Origin of the sequence: Tatumella ptyseos, assembly GCF_030552895.1 — a bacterium.
GTDB classification, from domain to species: Bacteria; Pseudomonadota; Gammaproteobacteria; order Enterobacterales; family Enterobacteriaceae; genus Rosenbergiella; species Rosenbergiella ptyseos_A.
The window spans coordinates 460,308-485,442 of sequence record NZ_CP130649.1 but is presented as its reverse complement, the minus strand read 5'-3'; the positions used below and the strand labels follow the sequence as shown (position 1 = coordinate 485,442).

The following is a 25,135-nucleotide window of genomic DNA, read 5'->3' as shown; positions in this document are numbered from 1 at the left end:
TTTAAAAAGTTAGCATTGTTAGTACGCTTTTAACATCGTTTATGCTCAGCTGTTATCGGTTCTCACGCTGATTACCAGCCCGCAATAGCGCCGCCTTTGAACAAGCGTTCTGCGGCTTTTGCCACTTCTGGAGATTGATAAGCTTGTACAAACTCCTGCACGTTTTTCGCTTGGCGGTTATCTTCACGGCTAACGATGATGTTGACATAAGGCGAGTGCTTATCTTCGATAAATAAGCTATCGCGCAGCGGCGATAGCCCGGTTTGTTGGATATAGGTGGTACTGATAATAGCAATCGCCACCTTAGGATCATCCAATACGTGCGGTAACTGCGCCCCTTCCAACTGCAGAATGGTCAGATGGCGAGGATTTTGGGTAATGTCCAATGTGGTGGGTAAAAGGCCTTTACCCGGCGCCAAGCTGAGTAGCCCCTGCTTTTCTAACAGCAGCAGCGCCCGCCCTAAGTTAGTCGGATCATTGGGTACTGCAACGGTCGCATAATCCTTGAGCTGCGACACAGAATGAATATGACGAGAGTAGGCCGCAATCGGAAAAACAAAGGTATTCCCCACGGCGACTAAATGATAGCCGTGGGCGGCATTATCTTGTGCCAAGAAAGGCCGATGTTGAAAGACATTGGCATCAAGCTCACCATGATTTGTCGCATCGTTAGGCAGAATCGATCCACTGAAGCTGACTAAATTCACATTTAACCCGTATTTCTGTTTCGCGACCTGTTTCGCAACTTCGGCAACCTGCTCTTCTGCCCCGGTGATCACACCCACTTTAATCTGAGACATATCTTCGGGTGCTTTGTCACATGCCGCCAGTAGGACGCTTGCGAGGAGTAATGGCAATAATTTGAGGGGACGCATCAGGTTTCCTTAAAGTCAGTAATCGCAAAAGAAAAAATAGATGTATAGGCATCTAGCCATCTAAAAATAATCTAATGAATACTCTTCTCAGATGCAAGACAATCTCGCCAGTGACCGCGTAAAGTGATCACGTGACACTTGATATCGCCCTGCCGAGAACACAAAACCCTAGCCATATATCGATTGTTGCTAAGCTTTACGCTTATCCTTTTTTAACAAAAGAAACGGTTACTGATAGGCTCATCTTTATTTACTCCAATTCGTACCTACGATAAGGCCGAGAAGATGTCCTTGAATACTGAGGAATTTGCGACTTACCTCACCGAGTTTCGCCACGAACTGCATCGCTTCCCAGAGCTTTCTTCGCAAGAAGTGGAAACCACCCGCCGTATTCGCCAACAACTTGAACGCTATCAAATACGTATTCTCGATCTTCCGCTTAACACCGGATTGGTGGCGGAAGTTGGACCCGTCGAGGGTCCACTCTTTGTGATTCGTTCGGATATTGATGCGCTGCCTATTGAAGAGCAAGCAGAGGTTAGTTATCGCTCGGAGCATCCCGGCATCATGCATGCCTGTGGCCACGATTTTCACAGTACCGCCGCCTTAGGCGCGGCTATCCTACTAAAGCGACAAGAAGATCAGCTACCGGGACCTGTACGTATTTTATTTCAAGCTGCGGAAGAGATTGGCGTGGGTGCGCAAGATATTATTGCCACGGGGGCGTTGGATAAGGCCTTTGCAGTAGTGGGTATCCATAACGACCCCTCACTGCCAGCAGGGACTATTGGCTGTAAAAATGGGCCCTTAACCGCAGCAGTCGACCGATTTGCTATTCGCCTTCAAGGGGTAGGTAGCCATGCTGCAAAACCCGAGCAGAGTATTGATCCCATCGTTATTGGCAGTCAGTTAATTGCGAGCTTACAAACCATCATTAGCCGCAATATCCCATCAGCGGACAATGCCGTAGTCTCCATCACTCAGTTTCATAGCGGCAGCGCATGGAATATCATTCCCGATCAAGCATGGTTAGAAGGGACGGTAAGAAGCTTTTCCGTTGAAGCACGGCAGAGAATTGAACAACGTTTTCAACAGATAATCTTAGGATTCTCGAGCGCTTTTGATCTAAAGATTGATCTTGACTGGCAGGCTGGCCCTCCTTCAGTGATTAACGATCCGCACTGGGCTGCTTTCGCTTTAGAGCAAGCGACAAAAAGTGGCTTAATTGCTAGAGAGATTGATGCTAGCCCCATTGGCGAAGATTTCGCGTATTATTTGCATCAGACGCCGGGGACATTTGTGATGATTGGGACCGGAGAGAAACATCCCCTGCACCACCCCGCTTTCAAGATAAACGATCAGGTACTGCTACCCACTGCACGCTATTTGGCCGATTTTGCTATCGCTGCATTAGCCGCCTATCGCGCAAAATAATGCCCCCAGAAGGGGGCAGTGGCGGGGTTAGTGCGAAACGTCTGCCCCGAAGTATTTTTGAGAAATTTTCTGGTAAGTACCGTCTTTCTTTAGCTCTGCCAGGGCGGTATTAATGGCGGTTTGTAACGAAGTGTCGTCCTTACGCATTAACACACCTGACGCGCTGGCATTATCTTCCGAGGCGACGACTTTCACTGGCGCGTTAGCTCGGTGCTTTTTAAAGTCAAGATAAGAGAGGTTATCGTTGACCGTTGCATCCGCGCGACCTTGGACAACTAAATCCACTGCTTGGTTAAAGCCATCAGTATTCACCAATTGCGCACCATATTGACGAGCAATCTGTGCGTAATTACTAGTTAGAGATTGCGCAGAGTTTTTGCCTTTAAGATCACTGAACTGATGGATGCTGTCATTATCACTTTTAACGATTAATACCGCTTTAGAGGCAATATAAGGGGCAGAGAATGCATATTTCTTTTGGCGCTCAGGGCTAATACCCACTTCATTAATCACCACATCGTAGCGTTTTGCATCCAAGCCCGCGATCAGACCATCCCATTTACTTTCAACAAAGACTGGTTTCACTTTAAGCTGTTTAGCAATCGCTTCACCAATCTCAACATCAAAACCCGTAAGGTCTCCCGAGATAGTATGAAAGGTAAAGGGAGCATAAGTCCCCTCTGTACCGATCTTTAATTGACCTGAAGATTTTACATTGGCAAGAGTATCTGCCATGGCTGAACTGGCAAATCCTAGAGGCACTAACATGGCGGCGACTGCGAGATAATTCTTTTTCATAACGACTCCTGGTAAATTAAGTTGGGCTGCCAGCAGGCAGACCTTCCGTTAGCGTGGCAATATACTCTGCCGTACGGGCTTTTTGTGGCGAATGGAAAAGGGTTGCTGAATCTGCCGTCTCGACGATCTCCCCCGCTTCAAGGAAAATCGTTTGATTGGCAACCGAGGCAGCTAGCCGCAAGTCGTGTGTCGCCATCAACATCGTCGTGCCTTCATTGGCTAACTGACGTAAGACCGCCACAACTTCTGCGGCTAATTCTGGGTCCAAGGCCGAAGTTGGCTCATCACATAATAATACTTGGGGTGAAGGGGCCAAGGCCCGGGCTATCGCAACCCGTTGTTGCTGCCCACCGGATAACGTCGCTGGCAGTACATCGCGCTTGTGTGACAGGCCAACTTTTTCAAGTAGCGCCTCCGCACGGGCTATTGCTTCCGCTTTCGGCATCCGGTGCACAATCACTAAGCCCTCAGTAATATTTTCAATGACGGTTTTATGAGGGAACAAAGCAAAGTTTTGGAAAACCATCCCCGTCTGTCGACTAATTTTCTGGATATCTCGCGAACGTGGCGGCTTCTTGGTAAAGACCAGTTTCTCGTCACCCAATTGCAGTTGCCCAGACTGTGGAATTTCTAGCAGGTTAGCGCAGCGGAGTAAGGTACTTTTTCCACTGCCTGAAGGACCAATCAAGGCAGTCACTGACCCTTTGGGGAGCGTTAAACTAATATCTTTCAGTACATGATTATCCTGAAAATATTTATTAATTCCCTGTAATGAAATCATCTCGCTAACCTCCCGTCACGGTTTCACGTGAAAAATGCTTTTCAAGCTTATTTTGTAATGCTGAAAGAATGGTGCTGAAAAACAGATAGATAAGCGCCGCTTCAATATACAGAATTAATGGCTGATAAGTCACCGCCGCAATACGCTGTGCGGCTAGAAACATCTCTGGCACGGTGATTACCGATGCTAAGGAGGTATCTTTCACTAATGAGATAAAGGTATTCGATAAAGGCGGCACCGCAATTCTCGCCGCTTGAGGCAAGATAATGCGTATCAACGCTTGGCGCCAGCTCATCCCAATCGAGTGGGCAGCTTCCCACTGACTGACGGGTACCGACTTAATGGTTGCCCGGATAATTTCTGAGGAGTAAGCGCCGATATTTAGCGTAAACCCTATTACCGCTGCGGGGAACGCAGAAATGGTGATCCCTACGCTAGGTAATGCGTAGAAAATTAAGAATAGCTGAACCAATAACGGCGTGCCTCGGAACAACCAGACATAAAAGCGTACGAAATACTGTAGCGGTTTCGGTCCATACAAGCGGGCAAGTGCCACAAGAAAACCGAGTGATAGGCCTAGTACAAAGGCTATCAGCGTTAAAGGTATTGTAAAGGTCAATCCGGCATGTAGCATCGGCCAGAATGATTCCGCGGCGAGATTCAGCCAATCTGGCACAGTCCACCTTCCATAGAAAAAGTTAAAAAATAAATACTATTGGTGTCGATAGCGACTCTCTCTATTTTAGGCAGTAAATGAAAGGAGGGAAATATCATTTCGGCATTGATTTAGAACAAGCCTTAACCCTCTATGCTTTTTTCATTATTTATGTCGGAAAAAACACCATGTTAGGGCGAGACATCAATGTATCTCGCCGCCACATGTTTATCTAACACGACGTTTAACTAAGGTAACGACGAGTAATAGTATGATAATTACAACCGCCATCCCGCCATACGTCAGCAGTGCCGCATACTTAATCAACCAATGACTATTATCTACACCACTCATCGCCTCGCGGACTTGTTGAGCTGAAATTTGCGTGGCGCGATTACCGCCAAAATTCTGCGTCACGAACTCAGCCACTCTCGCTAACTGCTCGGGTGTAAATTGTGACCTGAACTCGGGCATAAACGCATGCCCTGCCGGCGTACTACGATCGATTCCCTCTGCAATGGTCATAATCAGGTTGGCCGGAGTAGGTTGCATCACTGCCGATGACCCCACTAATGCAGGGTAAAAATGCTGTGCATCTTGAGTCCCTTTCCCGTCACTGCCGTGGCATGTCGCACAGGCACCGTTATATAATTGCGCTCCGCTCATCGATTGTGTTGCGGTTAACCCCGTCGGATCCATCGTTAAACCGGTTTCTATTTGAGCCTGCGTGTCAGGGTTTTCACTTGGCACGGCATGATGGCGCTCCTCACCTTGAATGGCCGGTACCGATTTGATGTAACGAGCAATGGCCAGTAAATCATCCTGATTCAATTTCGAAAATGAGTTTTGTACCGCAGTGCCCATTTCTCCCCCTGCAATAGCGAGGCCATGGACTGCACCGGTTTGTAAGTAAGTCACTAACTGCTGCTCACTCCACTGACCAATACCTGCTTGCGGATCCGGCGTTATATTGGGGGCTATCCACCCTCCTACTTGACTACCGGATAAAAACTTATCCTGCTGCTCCGCCATTAGCGTGTTACGAGGGGTGTGGCAAGTTGAGCAATGAGTAAGGGTTCTAACTAAGTATTCACCTCGCTCAACGCTGCCGCCAGCCGCTTCGCTTCCAGGTATAGGTCTCGAATCGAGATAGAGGGCATTCCACAACCGCATCACAGGGCGAAACGAAAATGGAAAAGGTAAATCCGTCTGGGGAACTTGATGGTCGACCGGTTTAACGGACAACATAAGATAAGAGTAAAGTGCTTGCAGGTCGCGATCAGACATCCCAGCAAACGCCGTGTAAGGCATTGCGGGATAGAGGTAACGACCTCCAGGTGCTTTACCTTCACGCATTACGGCGATGAACTCAGCCAGTGAATAACGACCGATCCCATACTGTGTAGAGGGGGTAATATTCGAGGCGTAAATTACCCCCATCGGCGATTGAATACCATATCCCCCCGCTAAAGGATGATCACTTTGCGTGTCGCGATGGCATGCCGCACAATCACCGGCAGTCGCGAGATAGGCGCCCCGTGCCACCAGTTCAGGTAGAGCCTCCGCGGCAGGGGCCGCTGCATCACTTAGGGAAACCATGATACAGGTTAGCGCGATACCCATTAACAATGATTTCACGGTTAAATCTCCTTAAGCAGGGTATCAGCCAAGCGCAGCGCTAAGGCAATACCCGTCAGCGTTGGGTTAACCGTCGCCGAAGAAGGCATAACACCAGTGGTGGCTAAAAAGAGGTTGGCATGGTCCCAGCAGCGTAAATCGGGATCGACTACGGAGTCTTTCGGGTTATTGCCCATTATTGTTGTACCCATGATGTGATACTGATTACGCCAGCCGGTTGGCGCCTCAATGACTTCCCCGTTAAATGCCTGTAAGAAATTCGCGAAATCGTAATTCGCTTGGTCACGCATCCCTCGGACATAGCTGTCGAGGTGATAGTTTACTTTTAGCATCGGTAAACCAATGGCATCTTTATGCGAATAATTGGGGACAACTCGATTCGCAGGGTTCGGCAAGGTCTCACTCATTGTGCTGATATTCATGATACGTGAAGCGCGATCGCGGATAGCCTCATCGAGTTGACGACCCATTAAGCCTTGCTTTAATAAAGGGACCGTCACATCGACGTTTGGCACCAAATTACGCAGCGAATATCGGATAGCAGAGTGCTTAGCACGGCTAGGCTCGTCGCGGCGATTAACAATTGAACCATGTTGTACCGATCCACGTCCGGTCCAGAGTGGTTCATCGGCAAGAAAGGTTAAGCTCAGTCCAGTATGATCCATTAAGTTACGACCTACCTGATCAGAACTATTAGCTAAGTCGTTTATCAGCAGTAATTTAGGCGTTTCTAATCCATGTGCAGCGATGATAAATACTTTCGCCGTTAGACGCGTATCACTTCCGTCGGGCTTACGATAATGCAGCGCGGTGATCTTGCCATCCCCCGCTTTTTCAAGCTTAAAGGCGACGCTTTCAGTACGTAAATCGACGCCAAGGGCAACGGCTTTATCAACATGCATATCACCAGAATACATCGCACCAATTGGGCAGATGGGCTCACAATTGTTATTCCCTGCACAGGCCGGGCGACCATCATAAGGACGCGATACTCGGCCGTGTGGCTCATGCACGACTTGATAACCGAGTGGCCCTAGCTTCGCCTGCATACGTTGCACCATATAGGGCTTAGCTTCAGGAGGTAAAGGATAGGCAGCAGAGCGTGGTGGGTAATGTCCTCTGCCTTGGCCACTTTGATCTTCATCACCCGTCCCGACAACGCCTACTTCTTGCTCAGCACGAAGATACCAAGGCTCGAGTTGCTCGTAACTAATCGGCCAATCTCGACCAACACCATAAACACTTTGCATCTTGAAATCGTTGGGGAGAAGCCGCCAGCACGCAGATGCCCAATGTCGTGTACTGCCCCCCGCAACGCGTAAGTAACTCGTGACATATTCAAAATCATCATCCCCCGTGGCATCGATGTAGCCATCAGTATAAGAATTAGGGGCCCAGGGTAAGTTCGGATAAGGAGCACACCAGTTACGTTTACTGGCGATATTGCGATAATTCTCAACGACTTTCCAACGCGGCACATAAGGCCCCGCTTCTAGCATAATGACGGATTTTCCTGCTTTCGCCAGTTGGTAAGCGGCATTTGCTCCCAAAGCGCCAGAACCGACAATCACCACATCCGCATCCAATTCACTCATAGTTATCTCTTATTTTTATTGTGTTGCGAGTAATGCTTCAGCTTCGGCCAGGGTGTTTGCTTTTCCCTGAACCATTAGCAGCCAAGGCGCTCCCGGTGCTGGAATGCTGGAAGCCGGTTTAGGTGCTTTATCCCCCCACTCACGAATAGTGTCAGGCATGGCTGGCGCAATCACGCCGGCAGGAACCTCTGCCCAATAATCGCCTCCCGCTCGCGCATAGCTTGGCCTGATGGTCATATCTTGGGTTGGCTCATACATTAACGCCGATAAAAAAGTGACAAATTCTGCGTCATCCTTCGCCTTCGTGGTGGAAGGGTGCCCCGTAAAGCCCAGATACCAAGGTGAAATGATTGCTAACGCGGTTTTAACGTCTTCATCATCCAATTTTTCTGCCAAATTTTGACGCTCGTTCTCACTCAGCATAGTGAGGCGCGTGAACAGTCGGGCTAGCTGTTGAGGGAACCGTGCATTATATTTTGTTAATAATGTCGAGAGCCGCTCTGCCACTGCAGCGGGAAGGCCTTGGCGACCCGTCAATATTTCACTGGTTTTCAATAATTGCTCTACATAAGGGGAGACTGCCCCCCGCGCACTCGCGGGTTGCAAAGGAAAGAGCGCGATGGCTGAAGTGCCTACCATCAGCTGCAGAAAATGCCGTCTATTCATAGTGGTACTCAACTACCCTGCCGTTAAGGTTGACGCAGCAGCCTTTGAGGCTTCACTGTCCACATTGCCGTCAGGTGTACTCACGCCGATGGCCCCCACCACCACACCGTCTAACGATAATGGTTCCCCTCCTGGTAGAGGTATCACTGCAGGATTGCCTAGCATCCCCAAATTTCCCGCAGCAATTTTTTGTTGAAAGGTGGAGGTGGGTACACCAAAGGCAGCGGCACTATGGGCTTTCTTAGGGGCGAGTTCACTGTTGGCTAAAGTAGCACCATCCAAACGTTCGGTAATAATCGGCAGTCCCGCATTATCGACGACGGCAATCACGCCACCGAGGTGGTGTTCCTTGATAATATTTTCCGCTTTATCCGCTACACTGCGGGCTTGTGCATAGGTTAATACGGGTTGGCGAGTCACAGTCGTCGAGGAAAAAGCAGAGCTAGACAGTATACTCAGGGATAAAACGGCTAGAGGTAAACATTTCATGGTAAAGATTGCCTTGTAAAAGTAAACAGCGTGACGTAGAGAATGTGTCTCTTAACGGATCGCTCTGACCTAGCTAAGGGAGCTAATGAAAACTGTCGGCCGCCGCTTTCGCTATCGCAATTTCATTCGGATTTGCCGAACCACTGACGCCAACGGCACCAATAACGTTGTCTTGGTATTTCACTGGGGCACCTCCCCCTAGTGGAACCAGACCAGGCAAAGTAGCAATCGCGGGTTCTTTACCGTTGGCGCGTTCCATATATTTATCGGTTGGGGTACGGTAAAGCGCAGCTGCTCGTCCTTTAAGGATCGACGAGTCAATACACCCTACCGGAGCATTGTCCATCCGTTTAAAGGCTAATAACTGCCCACTTTGATCAACCACCGCGATACATACTTTTGCCTTCAGTTCATTGGCTTTTGTCACTGCCGCACTCACTAGGCTGTCGGTATCATTAACCGCTAACACCGTTTGCGTTAACGTGGCATGTGTACTTACCGAAGCGAATGCGCTGGTCATCGCTAAGAGTGAAAACAGATAGAATTTTTTCATTAGAGACCTCTATAAATAACGTATCAACGGTGATTTTTTTTCTGACGAAGGCTAGATAACCAATAATCAATACTGAAACGCCCAGCGCCTTGTAAAACTAAAAAAATAAACCCTGCCGCACAGGAGGCATTTTTTAGCCATACAATAAGATGTGCGTAGCTCCATCCTTGATAAAAAAGGATCCCAGCTAAAATAGAAAAAATAGCCATAAAGAATGCGGAAAAACGCGTAAGAAAACCGAGCGCAATCGCCACGCTTCCGCCGACTTCCAGTAAAATAACTAAGGGAAGAAAAAAGGTTGGCACGTGATGTTGTGTCATTAAGGCAAGATTTTCTTGGTAATGGAAAAGCTTATCGATACCCGAAGTTAAAAAAAGTCCTACCGCTAAAATGCGTGCGATAACATAAAAAAATGCTGTTGAGCTCTGCATAAAAGCCTCATCTGCTTATTATTGTTGTAAATGGATTATTGAGAGGGGAGTATTCAACTAACCGCGTTATTCTTCTCGTTACTCCTATTTATTTATAATAATAAAATTCCGGTCTAAGCAACTGCTAACTTCCTTTATCGAAATACTCTGTTTAAGAACGACCACAAAATAGTCATCTTTTTCGTTTGATATCACATTTCCACCACCAATATTTTACTTACCCATTGTAATAATTTAAAAAAAATAAGAATTAAAAATCAATATTATCAATACATTAATAATAAAACGCTTTGCTACCCTTGAGGAGGTAACCACAATTAAAATGTCATTCCATTCCTCACTGGAATAGATTGATAAAAAGTAATCACTATATTGGATTTTGCAGGCTGCCATAATCGACTTGGCCGATAATTAATAAATCTCTTTGAATAACTATTTTTTTCTTAACCCGAATAAAGTATGCACTAAGCGGGTATTAATGCTGCAAAGTGACAATGACTAAGAAGGATAACGCAATGCTGATTGTACTGAGTGTTCTAATGTTGCTCTGTTTTGTCGTGTGTCTAATGACAAAGCGCTTATCAGCGTTAACCGCGTTGATCTTAATTCCAACCATTTTCGCCCTGCTTGGTGGTTTCTATGCCCAAGCAGGTAAATTTGTTATTGAGGGGCTGCGTACCGTCGCTCCTAATGGGATTATGATTATTTTTGCCATGCTTTATTTTATGGTGATGACAGAAGCGGGAATGTTTGACCCTTTGGTCAACCGTATCGTTAAAGCAACAAAAGGCGATCCCGTAAGGATCTTTATCGGTACGGTATTGTTAGCTTTTATTGTGGCATTAGATGGTGACGGTGCGACGATCTATATCATTGTTCTCTCAGCATTCTTACCGATATATAAGCGTCTTGGGCTATCATTACCGATGGTCTGCTGTTTGTTACTACAAGTATCAGGCTTAGGTAATATGGTTCCTTGGGGAGGACCCACTGCTCGGGCGGCAACAGCAATGCATGCCGAAATTAGTGACCTCTTTGTACCGATGCTTCCTGCGTTGGCGGCATGTGTTGTGTGGACGTTTATCCTGGCGTGGATATTTGGTCGTCGTGAACGTGTGCGTCTCGCAAATTCCCCCGTTACAGCCCTCTCCGGCATCTATCAGCAGGGCCAAGAACGGAGTCGCGGTCGTATCACCTTTTACTTTAATTGGGTGCTTACTATTGCTTTGATTATTGCACTTTGTACTGAAGTTCTCCCCCTAAGCTATCTTTTTATGTTAGCAGCCTGCATTGCATTAATCGTAAACTTTCCTGACATTACCACGCAGAAAGAGCAAGTTGAAAAACACGCGCCCCCAATTCTTGCTGTATGTAGTTTAATTTTTGCTGCAGGGGTTTTCACTGGATTACTGACAGGAACAGGGATGGTCGATGCAGTCGGTTCAGCGTTATTGAAAGTTATTCCAGATTCATTGGGTCCTTTTATGGCCCCCGTTACGGCCTTAATAAGTATTCCGATGACCTGGTTGGTCTCCAACGACGTGTTTTATTTCGGCGTATTACCCGTGTTAGCCGATACGGCTCAGCATCACGGAATTACTGGTTTAGAAATTGCCCGAGCTTCGTTGGTCGGCCAACCGGTTCATATTTTAAGCCCATTAGTGGCGTCGACTTATCTGGTGGTAAGTATGTTGAAACTCGATTATGCAGAAAACCAAAAATACACGTTAAAATGGTCGCTCATCAACTGCCTAATTTTATTTGTAGTCAGTTTGCTACTCGGTATTTTTCCACTGTACAGCGCATAATTTGCGCTCAAGACGCCTCGTGTAATGAGGCGTCAATTTCACTCTCGGTATACCCATATTTTACCCGCAATAGACACCAATTTTCTGGCAATCGGCGATAACTCACTTAACGAATGGTATTGCCAGCCAAAGGTCCTAGGCATAACAACCAATGGCATAGGGAGTTCGACTAATCCCACCTGACCTTTTGTCGCCTCTAAATAGCGGCGAGATAGAAAGGTTAATAACTGCGATTGTGCGACGACGGTGCGTAATGTTGCTATTGAATTGACCTGAATTTGAATCCGTGGTGCCTGATAGCCACCGGCCACTAAACGCTGCTCAAGCCATTGGCGCGTTGCCACATTGGTCGAGGGGAGTAACCAATTATACTGCGCGAGTGTTTCTGGCGTGGGATGCACGCCACCCAATGGATGGTGGCGACTAGCCGCTAACACAACAGGATCATCCAATAACGGCCGGCGGGCAAATTCATCGTGTTCAGCCGGTAGAAACCCTAAAATGAGGTCGAGGCGGTTCTCTCGCAACAGATTCTGTAAATAATCGTTCATTCCGACTTTTACATCGACTCGTACCTGCGGAGCAATTTTTAATAATTCATTCATCAAGGTCGGCAACATAAATTCTGCCGCTGTCGCTGCAACGCCTAGGCGAATAAAGCCAGCTTTCCCCTCACATAAAGAATCCATTTCACGGTGGGTCTCATCAAGCGTGAGCACAATTTTTTGAGCTCGATCACAAAGCAAGCACCCTGCTTCCGTCAGCTTAATCCCTCGCCCTACTTTTAATAATAGTGCTGTGCCATAGATTTTCTCTAACCGCTGAACACACTTTGAGAGTGCTGGCTGGGTAATACCAAGGTTAACTGCGGCACGCCCTAAATGCCCAGTCTCTTGTATCGCCAACAAGTAGCGTAAATCTTTGAGGTCCATCGATTCCTCACAGGAATTAATAAATAAGCTTGAGAAGTTAATTCTATCTTCTAACAGTGCCAAGATGTAAAAAACAACAGGGGAATGGGATATGGCTTATAAATTTCTGATGACCGCACCGACGCTGGGTGCTGCAGGTCAACAAGTATTAACCGATGCCGGCTGTCAGGTCGACTACCTCGTTGATAGCCAAGATACCAGTGAAGTGGAACGAAAAATGGCGTCTACGGCTTACGATGCAGTTATCTCGCGCACCGTTACGCTTTCGGAACAAGCAATCGCGGCCTGCCCTAGCTTAAAAGTGATTTGTAAGCACGGTGTGGGCGTCACCAATATTGATGTCAATGCCGCTACCCTGCGCGGTATTCCGGTACTCACCACCCCAGCGACTAATGCTCAGTCTGTCGCTGAATTAACGATTGGATTAATGCTTGCCGCCTCACGTCACTTACACTTTTTCCAACAAGAAATTTTACAAAACCGCTGGACACGAAGCAGTGTGGGGGGCGAGCTTTATGGAAAACGCCTTGGATTAGTCGGCTTCGGTGAAATAGGTCAGCGCGTTGCACGTATCGCCCAAGCTATCGGTATGACCGTCAGTTTCTTCGACCCCGGATTACCTGAGGATGTCCAACATCCCAATATTACTCGCCTACATCGGTTTGACGATCTCCTCCCTGTCAGTGATGTACTCAGCCTACATTGCCCGGTCAATAATGCCACTCGTGAAATGCTCAATCAGACAGCACTTGCTTACTTACCTGAGCGGGCTGTCGTCATTAATACCTCGAGAGGAGAACTGATCGATGAAGCAGCTTTTGTTGCAGCGCTGCGCAGTGGCGCTGTAGCAGCCGCGGGATTAGATACTTTTGCCGTCGAACCCCTTCCTGCTGACCACCCTTTCAGGTCATTTGATAATTTGATTCTTACACCGCACATTGGAGGATCAACTCAAGCTGCATTAGATGCGGTTGCCCGTTCAGCCGCCCAACAATGTCTGACCTATCTCAATGAACAAACCTTTGCTTCTCGCGCTTGTGTGAACCCTGATTTCAAATCCAATAAGGAACTTACCTCATGAGTAATCGTCACGACTGGCCTGCTGGCTATTACATCGGCTCTCGACAATCCGTCCCTGACGCGTCACTGATTGACGCCTACCGCCAACTTCCTGTTCCGAATATTGGCGATTGTATGGGGCGCACGGTCGCCGCAAGGGGCCTCATCCCTTATCACAACGATCCCCATCATGTACTTTGCGGACCCGCGCTCACTGTCAAGGTTCGTCCAGGGGACAACCTAATGATCCATAAAGCGATAGAAATGGCCCAACCCGGAGACGTGATTGTGGTGGATGGGGCAGGCGACCTCACTCAAGCGCTGATTGGCGGTCTAATGAGAACCTCGGCATTAACCAAAAAAATTGCGGGATTTATCATTGATGGGGCGATTCGGGATGTTAATGAGTGGGCGGAAGGCGGTGTGGCCGTCTATGCACGCGGTAATATTCTACGCGGGCCAAGCAAAGATGGCCCAGGTGAGGTCAATATAACGGTCTCTTGTGCAGGACTTCTTGTCTCCCCCGGGGATCTGATTGTTGCCGATGCCGATGGCGTGATTGCGATTCCCTATGATGAGCTTTCAGGGCTTCTCCCTAAAGTGCAAGCGCACGCTCAACGTGAGGAAAAAATTCGCCAGACCAATATTTCGGGAACAGCCGACCCTGAGCGTTTTAATAGCTTATTACGCGCCAAGGGTTGCCCCGTTTAAAGATAACGCACTAAACAATGCGTAAAATGAATTAGATTAGAAGTTTTCCCTGCAACCCTCTGTTCAATAAGGCTTTTACATTATGATAAGAAAACTCAGCATTATTGCAGCACTCCTACTAACTTCATCAGTTTATGCCGCTGATACGCTACCGCCGACCTTGCCGACACAGCAAGACGCTCGACTCCAACAGGTTGCCACCTCAAACCATATTTGGAACGGCGTCACTGTCGCCGCCAATGGACGAATTTTTGCCTCATTTACTCAAACTGAAGGCAAAGGCTTACAACTCGGTGAAGTAGATGCTGAGGGAAAAATTACTCCCTACCCCGATCAAGGCTGGAATACCTGGCAGCAGAATGATCCTGAGCACCACTTTCTCCATGTGAATGCGGTTCGTATTGGGCCGGACGGTAATCTTTGGGTAATGGATGCAGGGAACACAGGTATTGGTACTGGTGCAAAATCTGTTGCCGGTGCGGGAAAACTCGTAAAAATTAACATCGCGACCAATAAAGTCATTGCCACCTATGTCATCAAACCGCCGGTCCAGAAACCTGAAAGTTATCTCGACGACGTCCGCTTTAATGGCGATTATGCCTATATCACCGATCCAGGTGCCGTGGGTCTGGTCGTGCTTAACCTTAAGACCCAACAGGCACATCGCGTTTTAGATAATCACCCACTCTCTATTGACCATCAGCCGATTTATGCCGATGGTAAAAAACTCTTTCTCCCCAGTGGTAAAGAAAAACGCGTAGGCTTAGATCAACTTGAAGTGTCTCCAGACGGTAAATGGCTCTATTATCAAGCGATTCCTGGCCCGCTAGCACGCATTGAGACCCGTTATTTAGATGACGAAAAACTCTCTGCTGCAGACGTAAACCGTCATGCTGAGAAATTCCTCGATACATGGAGCACTGGCGGGACCGCCATAGATAGCCAAGGGAATATCTATGCTTCAAATATTAATACGCGTTCGATTAATAAAATTACCCCAGAAGGCAAAGTTTCTACCGTCATTAGTGATCCTCGCTTAATCTGGATCGATGCCATGTGGGTCAGTCATGGTGCACTATGGATGCCTGCGGCACAGATTAACCGTTCACCGGCCACAACTGGCGGTAAACCATCGACTGTCGACTATCCAGTGAAGTTGTATAAACTGGCGCTACCCATTGAGCCTTCCGCTCGCGATCATCATTAAGCCCTAAGCCCCTCAATCTACCACGAGGGGCATTAACTCAACGGCTCAAAACACCTGACCAGACTATCAATAAACGGTGATTTGTTGTGAGTCTGAGTATTGCTTGCCCGAAAGGAGTAATGGTCATTTTGCGGGTGATACGAATAAATAATCGCTCTCCCAGCTGCTGCTCCAATGCGGCAATACGCAGAGATAACGCGGAGGCCGGCACATCAAGCCTGTCAGCTTCTTTAGTAAAGCTCCCTTCTTCCGTGATACACGTAAACAGGTGTAGATCATTGGCATCGAAGCGTGTCTATTATCCCAATCTTAGAAGGTAAGAAAAACTTTTCACTAGGTGGCTTCTATCGCCATAATAGGGAGATAAGTACGAAGATTTTTTTTACCAGACTAACATTACGTCTAAAAGTAGACGCCAAAGCAAGTATTCCGCTAAAGGATTTGAAATTAAGCCTGCTTAACTTACCCAAGCTAAAAGACTTTCTAATGGTCGTAACACTTCCCCAAAGATAAATCGTGATTGAATAACATCTGGACAACTGATCAAAAATGAAAAAGTAGAGAGGTAAATTTTAGATATAGTCTACATTAATACCCACAAATTAAAACCTGTTACTTTTATAATACTCTATCCTTTTTTTATGATTTTTTATTAAGCAAATATTATAACTATCATTAAAACCAGTAGAATTCCTTTCGAATTTAGATGATTCAATAAAACACTCATCAGCAATGTATTTCTGCCAATTTAGTTTTGCTTTCTTAACCAATTGAACCATCTCTTTTTTATTGTAGGGCTTTACTCCTTCACTTCCAATTGAAAACTGGTATTCGACAAAGCTTTTATCGTATTCTTTTTTTATTTCCTCTACGCTTTCTATCAGACAAATAGATACATCATCACTATGTTTGATATCCTCACAGAGGATATCAAAATTTTCTACATGGCTGTGAGCAATAAAAGAGAATGTTATCAATAATAGCGCTATTGCTTTCGAAAAAATCATTGCATACTTCTCTCTATATATGAAATTCTTCCCCTAGACGCTTCGTATAACGTAGAGACCCGATCATTTTTCAATAACTCGATAACCTTATCCTTACTATTTAGGCCGAAGATAGGGACCATTACAAAACTCAATACCCCTTGGTATTTCATATCAACAAGTACATCCTTCAAAATCGGATTCAGTACCTCCCAGAGCGCAGAAGTAGCTATTTTATATTTATTATAAAATCTAATTGAGTCTTTTTCATATCGACTATAGGTTAGTGTAAATAAATTTAGCTGCTGGATTTCTGTGATATCAGTAATTTTGTTCCTATTTTCAATAACGAAATCTCTCGCAGAACAAGAGTGTTTTTTCGAACCTTTTGCAATGGCTCTCGCTTTTTCGTTAGGTATGCCAGCATAGGTTAAATCATTCACTATTTCATCTACCGTCCTGTATTTCATATCATATCCCCGTCCTAGCGTAACACCAGAACGGTAAATACTACATTTTGAGGATATACCCGGCCAATGCAGTTTCCTTGAATAATATTGACTCGTAGGGGTATTATTTCCTTCAGCCATAAAAGTAAGCAATCCTTTTTGCGGTTTCATTATTATTACAACCTTAAAGTAATAGTTATCTTTTAAAAATTTTGGTATCACTTGATATTAGCCTAAGAGAATATGAAATTTATTAGCCTATATGAATAAGAAAAAACAGTAACCAATAGTAATCATCTACATTATTCTCAATGTATTAGCCTACAAGATCATAGTTAGCTGAAGACATTTATAACGAAAGTTCAAATCTAAAAATAAAAGAACTCGTGCGCCGCTATTATTTAGCCATCACCTTCAGAATTTAGAGAAAAATTCATTCCACTATTTAACCTGATATATTTTCATAATCGATGCGAACCAAGTTAAATAATATGATACTTACAATATCATAAATACACCATAAGCCAGGAGCCTGTCGACGGAATAGCCGAGATACATTCCACTTTCATCATCCGTTATAGGCTTGGCATTATCAGACAAGATACCCGGACCAATCTCAAAATTCGCCGACGGATAAGTTCGATGGAATCACTACAGTATTTGCTCACTTAGTTTGGATAAAATGAGTTTAGGTGTAGGCCAATTATTCAATCTACCACGAGGGGCATCAACTTAACGGCTCAAAGCGCCTGACCAGACTATCAATAAAAAGACGAGTCCTTGACGGCATTAAGCGCGTCGCAGGGAACACTATCCAAACTGAGCGTTTTTTACTCCGCCACTCAGGTAGCACGCGAATCAACTCTCCTGATTCAACATAAGGTTGCACTGAATGGGCAGCAATTCGAGTGATGCCCGTACCGCGCAGCGCAAGATTAACCAACAGGTTGGGCGAGTTTGCCACGGTTTTAGTGATCAATTCTCCCTGCCATTGTTGCTGGCCTTTCATTAAGCTTAACGGTGAGGTATCGCTGTGAAGACGGAGCAAAGGATGAGCGAGTAAATCCTCAGGCTGGCGGATCGTTGCGGCATGATGTAAATAACTCGGTGCCGCATAGAGGCCTAATTCGAAATGCCCAATGAGTCGTGCGGCAAGCGAAGCATCGTCCGCTAAGGTCCCAATCCTTAGCGCCAGATCAAAGCCTTCAGCGATTAAATCGACCCGCCGCTGCGACACGTCAATATCAAGGGTGATCTGTGGGTATTCAGCAATAAAATCCGCCAAAAATTGGCTAATTATCGCTTGGGTGAAATCCCCTGGTAGGGAAATCCGCAATTTGCCACTCGGTACGATATTACGATGTTCGATTAAGGCATCGATTGCGCTAATCTCTACGGCGATTTGTTGTGTATGTCTGAGTATTGCTTGCCCGAAAGGAGTAATGGTCATTTTGCGGGTAGTACGAATAAATAATCGCTCTCCCAGCTGCTGCTCCAATGCGGCAATGCGCCGAGATAACGTGGAGGCCGGCACATCAAGCCTGTCAGCGGCTTTAGTAAAGCTCCCTTCTTCCGCGATACGCGTAAAGAAGAGTAGGTCATTAGCATCGACGCGCATCCATTATCCCAAATATGAAATTATCTTACTCATTTTAGCTATTTATCCCATCTATAGCTAGCGCTAGAGTTTGCTCCATCAATGACTGCGATATTAATAATGAGGAATTCCATGCAATATTTCACTTTAACTAAACAGCAGCCAAGTGTGCTCCTTATCGCCCGCTTTTTACTGATGTTATTATTTGTCATCTTCGGCTATGAAAAATTGATTCACTTCGGCGGCACCGTCGACTATATGAAAGCATTGGGGACTCCCTTGCCGACAGTGGCTGCGGTAATGGCAGTAGTACTCGAATTCTTCGCGGGATTGGTGATTATATTGGGATTCTTTACTCGACCTATTGCACTTATCCTGGCCCTCTATACCTTAGCCACGGCGATTATCGGCCACCCTTTCTGGTCAATGAGTGGTACGGCACAGATGGCCGCAGAAATTAATTTCTACAAAAATATCAGTATTATTGGTGGGCTATTACTGTTGTCGGTGACGGGTGCAGGGCCTTACTCTCTCGATAGAAAGTAGTTAATGGTTTATGCCCTTCCTTAGAGAAGGGCATTTTAACACACACCCCTTACGACTGATAAAACGCGCAGAGTTTATTTCCGGTAGGGTCGCGTAAGTAGGCCACGCATTTACCGTCTTCACGGATATGCGGTGCCGATTCTGCGCTGCTACCACCATGGTCTATACCCGCCTGATGCCACGCATACACTGCCTCACAGCTCTCTAACTCAAAACCGATGGTACCACCGTTGGCGGCAGTGGCAGGTTGGCCATTAATCGGTAGCGTAATAATAAAACGCTGCTTACCCTGCCGATAAAAAGGACGTTCCAATTTATCCAAGCCCTGCTCATCGAGTGGCATATGCGAAAAAATCGCGTCATAAAAACGCTGTGCTACGGCAATATCTTTAGCACCGACTACTACATGACTATACATGAACACCCCTTGCTAGGTTTAAGCCGCCGTAGCGGCCTGACTCGATAATAATTGATATGACAACGCACTGCTCGCTACGGGGCAATTTATTGACTATGCTATTTTTTGACGACTGACTTCTGGGTAACCCTTGGAAATATAACGCCGGATAGTCGATTACCCCAATCATTATCTGTTAACAAGGATTAACTTAATGCCCTGGTTTATTAACCTACTAATCGTCATCATAATGGTATTAGTGATGGAAGTCGTTGCCACCGCAATGCACAAATATGTGATGCATCGTTGGGGCTGGGGCTGGCATCAATCTCATCATGAAACTCGCCACGGGATCTTTGAGGTCAACGATCTCTATGCGGTAGTGTTCGCTGGGATCGCTATTGCCTTGATCTTTGCAGGGAGCCATGGGATCTGGCCATTACAGTGGATCGGTGCAGGGATGACGCTTTATGGGGTAATCTACTTTATTCTGCACGATGGATTAGTCCACCAGCGCTGGCCTTTTCGTTATGTTCCCCATAAAGGCTATCTACGCCGCCTTTATCTTGCTCACCATTTCCACCATGCGGTCAGAGGCAAAGAGGACTGTGTCTCCTTTGGCTTTATCTACGCCCCGCCGGTAGAAAAAATTCAGGCTCAGCTTAAAGACTATAAAAAGCGCCAACGCGCTAGGGCCGTTGCCATAAAGCGCCAGAACGCTGAGTCGTCGTCTGTAAACGACTGATAACGACATCCCCCGCGGCGGCGACAAGCATCAGGAGTTTTTCCCACTTAGAGGTCGACACTCGCTGTTGCCATGCCCCCGCCCCCGCCTGCTTTACCCGCCGGCCAATCGCACGGTAAACACGCCGTGCCGTGGCGACCGCCCAAGCTGAACGAAGCGGTAGTGCCGCCAGACCTTGATAAGCCGAGTGATAATAAGGTTCAGCATAATCGACAAGTCGTGCCGCGACACGACTCAAGGCTTGACGGTGATGAGGGTCGGCGAAATTATCGAGGCTTAAGCCTTCCTCGATTAACCACTGCTCGGGGAGATAGCAACGACCTGCCTCGGCATCCTCTACCACATCACGCGCGATATTCGTTAGCTGAAACGCTAACCCCAAATCGCAGGCACTGTCCAGCGTAGCAGATGACCGTGCCCCCATGATTTGCGCCATCATTAGTCCGACAACACCCGCGACGTGATAACAGTAGGTTAGGGTCTGTTGAATGGTGCCGTAATGGGTTTGATCGACATCCATTGCATAACCTTGTAAATGGTCGAACGCAAATTGTTGGCTTAAGCCATGTTCGTTGATCACCTGCTGCAGGGCGGCAAAAGCGGGGAGAGATTGAGGTTCCCCTGCGAAAGCACTCGCCGTCTGAGTCCGTAAATCGGCCAAGCGTGCTGCAACCGTAGTACTCGCTGGCTGAGTAGCACTAAAACCAAGGACTTGATCGTCGATAGTATCGTCGCAATAACGACACCACGCATAGAGCATCAGTACACTCCGTCGCGTCGCCGGATCGAATAGCGTAGAGGCGGCAGCGAAGCTTTTCGATCCCACTTCCATCGTCTGTTTAACATGTTTATCCAGATCACGATTGTCCATGGTTATCCTCAATCATTAAGCCAGCCGTTGCCTTAGCCGATCCAAGTACTCCAGGGACGCCAGCTCCAGGATGCGTGCCCGCGCCGACAAGATAAAGATTCTCTAAAGTTTTGTCGCGATTGTGTGGCCGGAACCACGCACTTTGCGTCAGGATCGGTTCGATCGAGAAGGCCGAACCCTGCCACGCTTGTAACTGATCCCGAAAATCGAACGGTGTAAACATTCTCTGCACCACTAATTGGCTACGCAGACCGGGCATGTAATGCTCTTCAAGGTAAGCAAAAATCTTATCCCGTAATTTTGGTCCCTCTACTTCCCAATCCAGCGCCGCGGTACCAAGGTGAGGAACCGGCGCTAAGACGTAGTAACTGCCACAGCCCTCTGGGGCAAGGGAAGGATCGGTAACACAAGGGGCATGCAAATAGAGTGAGAAGTCCTCTGCCAGCCCATCGTGGTTGAAGATTTCATCGATCAGCTCCCGATAACGGGGACCAAAACAAACAGTATGATGAGCGAGCTGATCATGGTGGTGGTTGAGTCCAAAGTAGAGCACAAATAACGAGTTACTCATGCGCTTTTTAACCAATTTTTCGGCATACTCCTCCGAGGGAGAATGTCCGCGTAGCAAATGTCGATAGGTATGTACGACATCGGCATTGGAGGCAATCGCCGCAACGCTAAACTCGCGACCATCTTCTAACGCGACTTGCGTAATACGTTGATCGGCACACTCGATCCGGTCCACTTTTGCATTCAGCAGCAGTTCCCCACCCAGATCCTGGAACAATTTCACCAAGCCTTGTACTAAGGCCCCTGTTCCCCCACGGGGAAACCAGACGCCCCACTCACGTTCTAAGGCATGTATTAAAGTGTAAATCGATGATGTGGCAAAGGGGTTTCCCCCGACCAGCAGCGAGTGGAAGGAGAAGGCTTGGCGTAAATGCTCATCTTGAATATAGCTCGCCACTTTACTGTACACGCTTCGCCATGCTTGTAGCCGCCCCAATTGTGGCGCCGCACGTAACATCTCTTTGAAAGAGAGGAAAGGGACAGTCCCTAATTTTAAATAGCCCTCTTTAAAGACGGCTTGTGAGTAGGCAAGAAACCGCTGATAGCCTTGTACATCGGCAGGATTAAAAGCCAAGATCTGACGGTTCAATTCAGCTTGGTCGTTGTCATAATCAAAGACTTTACCGTTCTCCCAGCAAAGACGATAAAACGGCTTTACTGGCAGGAGTTCGACATAGTCCTCTATCCTTTTCCCTGCCAAGTCAAACAGTTCAAACAATGCCGTAGGATCGGTGATGACCGTCGGTCCTGCATCAAAGGTAAATCCCTGTTCTTGATAGACGTATGCTCTACCACCCGGTTTATCCCGTTGCTCTAATAGTAGTGTGGCGATACCCGCAGCTTGAAGACGAATGGCTAACGCTAATCCACCAAATCCGGCACCGATAACAACAGTTTTTTTCATACTAGGACTCATTTAATAAGCGGTGTAATAATGGCTTTAACCGCAGCGATGACCGGCACGGGGGGTTTGCCACTGACTAGGCGAAGCTTATCCCAAGGGGTGAGCCTTCCCGCATAAAAGCGCGTAATCAGTGGAGCCTTGAGACGATAAAATCGCTGCATCACTTCCCAGCGTTGTGTCGCTGGACCGGCAAGAAAAAGCATACGGTTTAACAAGCGAAAGAAACGCTGCTTTCGCCATGAACGGTGTGAAAATTGGTAAGTGAGCGAGCGTAAACAAGGGCTGGTCACACAAGACATTTTCGCTATTTCATCGGCTAACGCTACGGCGTGTGGCAGTGAATAGCCAGTGGTAGCATGATAAAGATTTCCGCGTAAGCCACTGGCAGCGGTGGGTTGCCCCGCCCAAAATCGCTTAAACTTCCCCGCTAAAGTAATAGGTAAATTCCCGCGTTCTTCACGTAGTAGGGTTGCCAGCTGCCAGCCCTGCGCGTTGGCATAATCGCTGATATTGTCGCGACCACGCGCTAAAGAGAGATCAGCGTGATCGATATAATGGGTATCTTCGATCAACAACTGATCCTCTGTCAGAGGTAAGGTATAAACAAAGCGATAGCCATGCTGTTGATCGACCGTTGCGTCCATCAATATGGGGCGTGTAAGTCCATGAGGTGCAGCCAACTGCCAGACTTGACCGACAAATGCTTGGACACCAATCGCCATCGATAGGTCTTGCCGAAATCCTCGACCATCGATAACAGCGTGAGCAAAGATTTCTCGACCGTCCTCCAATTTGACCGACTCGTCGTTCAGCGTATTGACCCCTGTTCCGGTCAAGATGCTCTCGCCTAGTTGTTCGCTAAGGTGCGTGGTAAGTTGCTCGGACGTCAGGGTGTAATATCCACCAGAAAGGGTCCGATGCAGTTTGGGAAAACGAACATCGTACCCTGACCATTGGTAACTAATGTAAGGCGCTATCCACTCAAATTCGCTCTCGGTTAAATCATCTCGATGGAACGACCAGGTATGGTTTCCTAAGGGTTGCTCGTCGGCTTCTATAAGCAGTAACGAAAGATGCGGTTGGATGGCCTTAAGCCTGAGGGCGATGAGTGTATTGGCTAATCCTGCGCCCACTAAAATAAGATCGTAATCAGCCATGTTTACCTCTAGCGACAACCGGTTGCCCAAAGCGTAGCGCTTGACTCGCTAATGATGCGGCATGGCTACTACCACCCGCTTGGTCAATGGCCCGCTGTAGCCGTAAAAGGTTTGCCCTTATCCCTGGCTGCTCACCTAAGTGACTCAATTGTTCTCCCCACGATTTACTGCTCGCCAAACGGGATAACTTCTGCCCCACTCCATGATGCACGACACGCGCAGCGACACCGGGTTGGTCAAATGCCAGCGGCATGATCAATAACGGAGTTAAGTGCTGAATGCTGTCCAAAACGGTGTTCATCCCGCCATGGGTAATAGTGATATCTGCAGCAGCAATAGCTTGTGGCTGGTCAGTAAAGTCCACCACCTCGACATTATCCTTCTTAGCTAACGCCGCACTTTGCCCTGCCGTTAATCCCCCACAATGGGCGATCAACAACTCAGCCTCGGCGTGTTGGCAAGCGGAAACCAGCTTTTTAAATAGGGAATAGCGGTGCCCTTGCAGGGTCCCCAGCGAGGCATAAACCTTACAACGCTGATGCGTTGGGGCTGATGTAAAGCTTGTAGTGCGAGCACTCGCCCGCAGAGGGCCAACACAGTGAAAATGTTCAGGTAGCTGATGGCGCGGAAAATCGAGTTCTGGTACTAATTGGCTTAATTGCGCTAAGGGAGAGAAACAGTGATGTAACTGAGTAATCTCCCTTAGCCCAAAATCTTGGGCATAGTGCGCCACAACATCGTCGTGTTTACGCATCATCCAATCATAGATGCGCTCGCTGGTTTCATAGCGTTTATACGCTTGCGCCGATTGCTGGTAGCTAAATGGCATTACCGCCAGAGGTAAACCGGCTTCACGATTCAGTGGGAGTGCACAGGCGACAGAGACGTAGGGAAGATCCAGTTTTTTAGCCACCAATGCGCCCCCTGGCTCCATCTGGTCGACAATGATCCCATCGATCGATAGCGCTCGGCACGCTGCAGGTAATTCACGACAAAATAGCGCAGTACTTTTTGCCATATCATCAATGAGACCAAACATCGACGGTCCTAAGGGTTTCGCCGCCAAAGATAAGGTATGACGCAACGTTCCCGCCGGATGGGTCTTCGCCCCCAAGGTATAAAAACCGATGGCTGGTGAACGGATTAGGCTGCGAACATCGGCTTGCTGAAAAAAGGTAATACGGTGGCCTTGCTCGATTAATGCCAGCGAGAGCTGTTCAAGGGCATTAAGGTGACTGTAGAAGGGCGGTGCGATCACCGCATAATGACTCATCGACGTTT

At 47.3% G+C, this 25,135-nt stretch carries 28 protein-coding genes; 8 read left to right on the top strand and 20 right to left on the bottom strand.

Features of this window, described 5'->3' with window-relative positions:
• Positions 1-71 precede the first annotated feature (71 nt).
• Positions 72-875: a MetQ/NlpA family lipoprotein gene (locus QJR74_RS02440; protein ID WP_304373031.1), complete on the bottom strand. Its 804-nt coding sequence runs from the start codon at positions 873-875 to the stop codon at positions 72-74.
• A gap of 285 nt (positions 876-1,160) precedes the next feature.
• Here QJR74_RS02440 and QJR74_RS02435 point away from each other — a divergent pair, with 285 nt between their 5' ends.
• On the top strand, positions 1,161-2,309 hold the full coding sequence (locus tag QJR74_RS02435; RefSeq protein WP_441007624.1) for an amidohydrolase: 1,149 nt from the start codon (positions 1,161-1,163) through the stop codon (positions 2,307-2,309).
• A 27-nt stretch (positions 2,310-2,336) separates the two neighbouring features.
• On the opposite strand, the gene QJR74_RS02430 is transcribed toward QJR74_RS02435, so the two are convergent.
• From QJR74_RS02430 to QJR74_RS02420, 3 genes are read right to left on the bottom strand one after another with little or no spacing between them, the layout of a single operon-like run.
• On the bottom strand, positions 2,337-3,107 hold the full coding sequence (locus QJR74_RS02430; RefSeq protein WP_304373029.1) for an amino acid ABC transporter substrate-binding protein: 771 nt from the start codon (positions 3,105-3,107) through the stop codon (positions 2,337-2,339).
• Between the two features lie 16 nt (positions 3,108-3,123).
• Positions 3,124-3,888: an amino acid ABC transporter ATP-binding protein gene (locus QJR74_RS02425; protein WP_304373028.1), complete on the bottom strand. Its 765-nt coding sequence runs from the start codon at positions 3,886-3,888 to the stop codon at positions 3,124-3,126.
• 4 nt (positions 3,889-3,892) lie between these two features.
• The gene (locus QJR74_RS02420; protein WP_304373027.1) at positions 3,893-4,564 is read right to left on the bottom strand and encodes an amino acid ABC transporter permease; all 672 of its coding nucleotides are present in this window, start codon (positions 4,562-4,564) and stop codon (positions 3,893-3,895) included.
• A 77-nt stretch (positions 4,565-4,641) separates the two neighbouring features.
• On the opposite strand from QJR74_RS02420, the gene QJR74_RS02415 reads away from it, so the two are divergent.
• Positions 4,642-4,779 (top strand): hypothetical protein, encoded by a 138-nt coding sequence (locus QJR74_RS02415; protein WP_304373026.1) that lies wholly within the window; start codon positions 4,642-4,644, stop codon positions 4,777-4,779.
• Here QJR74_RS02415 and QJR74_RS02410 read toward each other — a convergent pair.
• The 6 genes from QJR74_RS02410 to QJR74_RS02385 all read right to left on the bottom strand — a co-directional run bounded on the left by QJR74_RS02410 (position 4,772) and on the right by QJR74_RS02385 (position 9,915).
• Positions 4,772-6,181 (bottom strand): cytochrome c, encoded by a 1,410-nt coding sequence (locus QJR74_RS02410; protein WP_304373025.1) that lies wholly within the window; start codon positions 6,179-6,181, stop codon positions 4,772-4,774. The genes QJR74_RS02415 and QJR74_RS02410 overlap by 8 nt on opposite strands.
• Positions 6,182-6,183: 2 nt before the next feature.
• On the bottom strand, positions 6,184-7,776 hold the full coding sequence (locus QJR74_RS02405; protein WP_304373024.1) for a GMC family oxidoreductase: 1,593 nt from the start codon (positions 7,774-7,776) through the stop codon (positions 6,184-6,186).
• 15 nt (positions 7,777-7,791) lie between these two features.
• Positions 7,792-8,442: a sugar dehydrogenase complex small subunit gene (locus QJR74_RS02400; protein ID WP_304373023.1), complete on the bottom strand. Its 651-nt coding sequence runs from the start codon at positions 8,440-8,442 to the stop codon at positions 7,792-7,794.
• 12 nt (positions 8,443-8,454) lie between these two features.
• Positions 8,455-8,931, bottom strand: coding sequence for a GlcG/HbpS family heme-binding protein (locus tag QJR74_RS02395; RefSeq protein ID WP_304373022.1), 477 nt, complete (start codon positions 8,929-8,931; stop codon positions 8,455-8,457).
• 82 nt (positions 8,932-9,013) lie between these two features.
• Entirely contained in the window at positions 9,014-9,484 is a 471-nt protein-coding gene (locus QJR74_RS02390; RefSeq protein ID WP_304373021.1) for a GlcG/HbpS family heme-binding protein, read from the bottom strand.
• Between the two features lie 23 nt (positions 9,485-9,507).
• Positions 9,508-9,915, bottom strand: a complete 408-nt coding sequence (locus QJR74_RS02385; protein WP_304373020.1) for a DoxX family protein — start codon at positions 9,913-9,915, stop codon at positions 9,508-9,510.
• A 515-nt stretch (positions 9,916-10,430) separates the two neighbouring features.
• Between QJR74_RS02385 and QJR74_RS02380 the strand changes: the two genes are divergently transcribed.
• Entirely contained in the window at positions 10,431-11,723 is a 1,293-nt protein-coding gene (locus QJR74_RS02380; RefSeq protein ID WP_304373019.1) for a CitMHS family transporter, read from the top strand.
• Between the two features lie 38 nt (positions 11,724-11,761).
• Here the strand turns inward: QJR74_RS02380 and QJR74_RS02375 are convergent, their stop codons facing one another.
• Positions 11,762-12,655, bottom strand: coding sequence for a LysR family transcriptional regulator (locus QJR74_RS02375; protein WP_304373018.1), 894 nt, complete (start codon positions 12,653-12,655; stop codon positions 11,762-11,764).
• A gap of 91 nt (positions 12,656-12,746) precedes the next feature.
• On the opposite strand from QJR74_RS02375, the gene QJR74_RS02370 reads away from it, so the two are divergent.
• From QJR74_RS02370 to QJR74_RS02360, 3 genes are all read left to right on the top strand, one after another.
• A complete protein-coding gene (locus QJR74_RS02370; RefSeq protein ID WP_304373017.1) occupies positions 12,747-13,736 on the top strand; it encodes a hydroxyacid dehydrogenase in 990 nt (329 codons plus the stop codon).
• A complete protein-coding gene (locus QJR74_RS02365) occupies positions 13,733-14,425 on the top strand; it encodes an RraA family protein (RefSeq protein ID WP_304373016.1) in 693 nt (230 codons plus the stop codon). Before QJR74_RS02370 ends, QJR74_RS02365 begins: the two co-directional genes overlap by 4 nt.
• Before the next feature lie 82 nt (positions 14,426-14,507).
• Positions 14,508-15,632, top strand: coding sequence for an L-dopachrome tautomerase-related protein (locus tag QJR74_RS02360; RefSeq protein WP_304373015.1), 1,125 nt, complete (start codon positions 14,508-14,510; stop codon positions 15,630-15,632).
• 37 nt (positions 15,633-15,669) lie between these two features.
• Here QJR74_RS02360 and QJR74_RS02355 read toward each other — a convergent pair whose 3' ends face one another.
• From QJR74_RS02355 to QJR74_RS02340, 4 genes are all read right to left on the bottom strand, one after another.
• Positions 15,670-15,888: a helix-turn-helix domain-containing protein gene (locus QJR74_RS02355; RefSeq protein ID WP_304373943.1), complete on the bottom strand. Its 219-nt coding sequence runs from the start codon at positions 15,886-15,888 to the stop codon at positions 15,670-15,672.
• A gap of 346 nt (positions 15,889-16,234) precedes the next feature.
• Entirely contained in the window at positions 16,235-16,639 is a 405-nt protein-coding gene (locus tag QJR74_RS02350) for a lysozyme inhibitor LprI family protein (RefSeq protein WP_304373014.1), read from the bottom strand.
• On the bottom strand, positions 16,636-17,238 hold the full coding sequence (locus QJR74_RS02345) for a hypothetical protein (RefSeq protein ID WP_304373013.1): 603 nt from the start codon (positions 17,236-17,238) through the stop codon (positions 16,636-16,638). The genes QJR74_RS02350 and QJR74_RS02345 overlap by 4 nt, the downstream gene beginning before the upstream one ends.
• Before the next feature lie 556 nt (positions 17,239-17,794).
• Positions 17,795-18,685: a LysR family transcriptional regulator gene (locus QJR74_RS02340; protein ID WP_304373012.1), complete on the bottom strand. Its 891-nt coding sequence runs from the start codon at positions 18,683-18,685 to the stop codon at positions 17,795-17,797.
• A 111-nt stretch (positions 18,686-18,796) separates the two neighbouring features.
• Between QJR74_RS02340 and QJR74_RS02335 the strand changes: the two genes are divergently transcribed.
• A complete protein-coding gene (locus QJR74_RS02335; RefSeq protein ID WP_304373011.1) occupies positions 18,797-19,210 on the top strand; it encodes a DoxX family protein in 414 nt (137 codons plus the stop codon).
• Between the two features lie 49 nt (positions 19,211-19,259).
• Here the strand turns inward: QJR74_RS02335 and QJR74_RS02330 are convergent, their stop codons facing one another.
• The gene (locus QJR74_RS02330) at positions 19,260-19,628 is read right to left on the bottom strand and encodes a VOC family protein (RefSeq protein ID WP_304373010.1); all 369 of its coding nucleotides are present in this window, start codon (positions 19,626-19,628) and stop codon (positions 19,260-19,262) included.
• Between the two features lie 193 nt (positions 19,629-19,821).
• Between QJR74_RS02330 and QJR74_RS02325 the strand changes: the two genes are divergently transcribed.
• Entirely contained in the window at positions 19,822-20,352 is a 531-nt protein-coding gene (locus tag QJR74_RS02325; protein ID WP_304373009.1) for a sterol desaturase family protein, read from the top strand.
• Here the strand turns inward: QJR74_RS02325 and QJR74_RS02320 are convergent.
• Genes QJR74_RS02320 through QJR74_RS02305 form a run of 4 tightly spaced genes read right to left on the bottom strand, consistent with a single transcriptional unit; the run spans position 20,297 to position 25,127 of the window.
• Positions 20,297-21,223 carry a phytoene/squalene synthase family protein gene (locus QJR74_RS02320; RefSeq protein WP_304373008.1) on the bottom strand — a complete coding sequence of 309 codons (927 nt, stop codon included), beginning with the start codon at positions 21,221-21,223 and terminating at the stop codon, positions 20,297-20,299. The two genes, QJR74_RS02325 and QJR74_RS02320, sit on opposite strands and share 56 nt — an antisense overlap.
• Positions 21,210-22,697 (bottom strand): phytoene desaturase, encoded by a 1,488-nt coding sequence (locus QJR74_RS02315; RefSeq protein WP_304373007.1) that lies wholly within the window; start codon positions 22,695-22,697, stop codon positions 21,210-21,212. Before QJR74_RS02315 ends, QJR74_RS02320 begins: the two co-directional genes overlap by 14 nt.
• An 8-nt stretch (positions 22,698-22,705) precedes the next feature.
• The gene (gene crtY / locus QJR74_RS02310) at positions 22,706-23,854 is read right to left on the bottom strand and encodes a lycopene beta-cyclase CrtY (RefSeq protein WP_304373006.1); all 1,149 of its coding nucleotides are present in this window, start codon (positions 23,852-23,854) and stop codon (positions 22,706-22,708) included.
• Positions 23,847-25,127 (bottom strand): glycosyltransferase, encoded by a 1,281-nt coding sequence (locus QJR74_RS02305; RefSeq protein ID WP_304373005.1) that lies wholly within the window; start codon positions 25,125-25,127, stop codon positions 23,847-23,849. Before QJR74_RS02305 ends, crtY begins: the two co-directional genes overlap by 8 nt.
• Between the last annotated feature and the right edge of the window lie 8 nt (positions 25,128-25,135).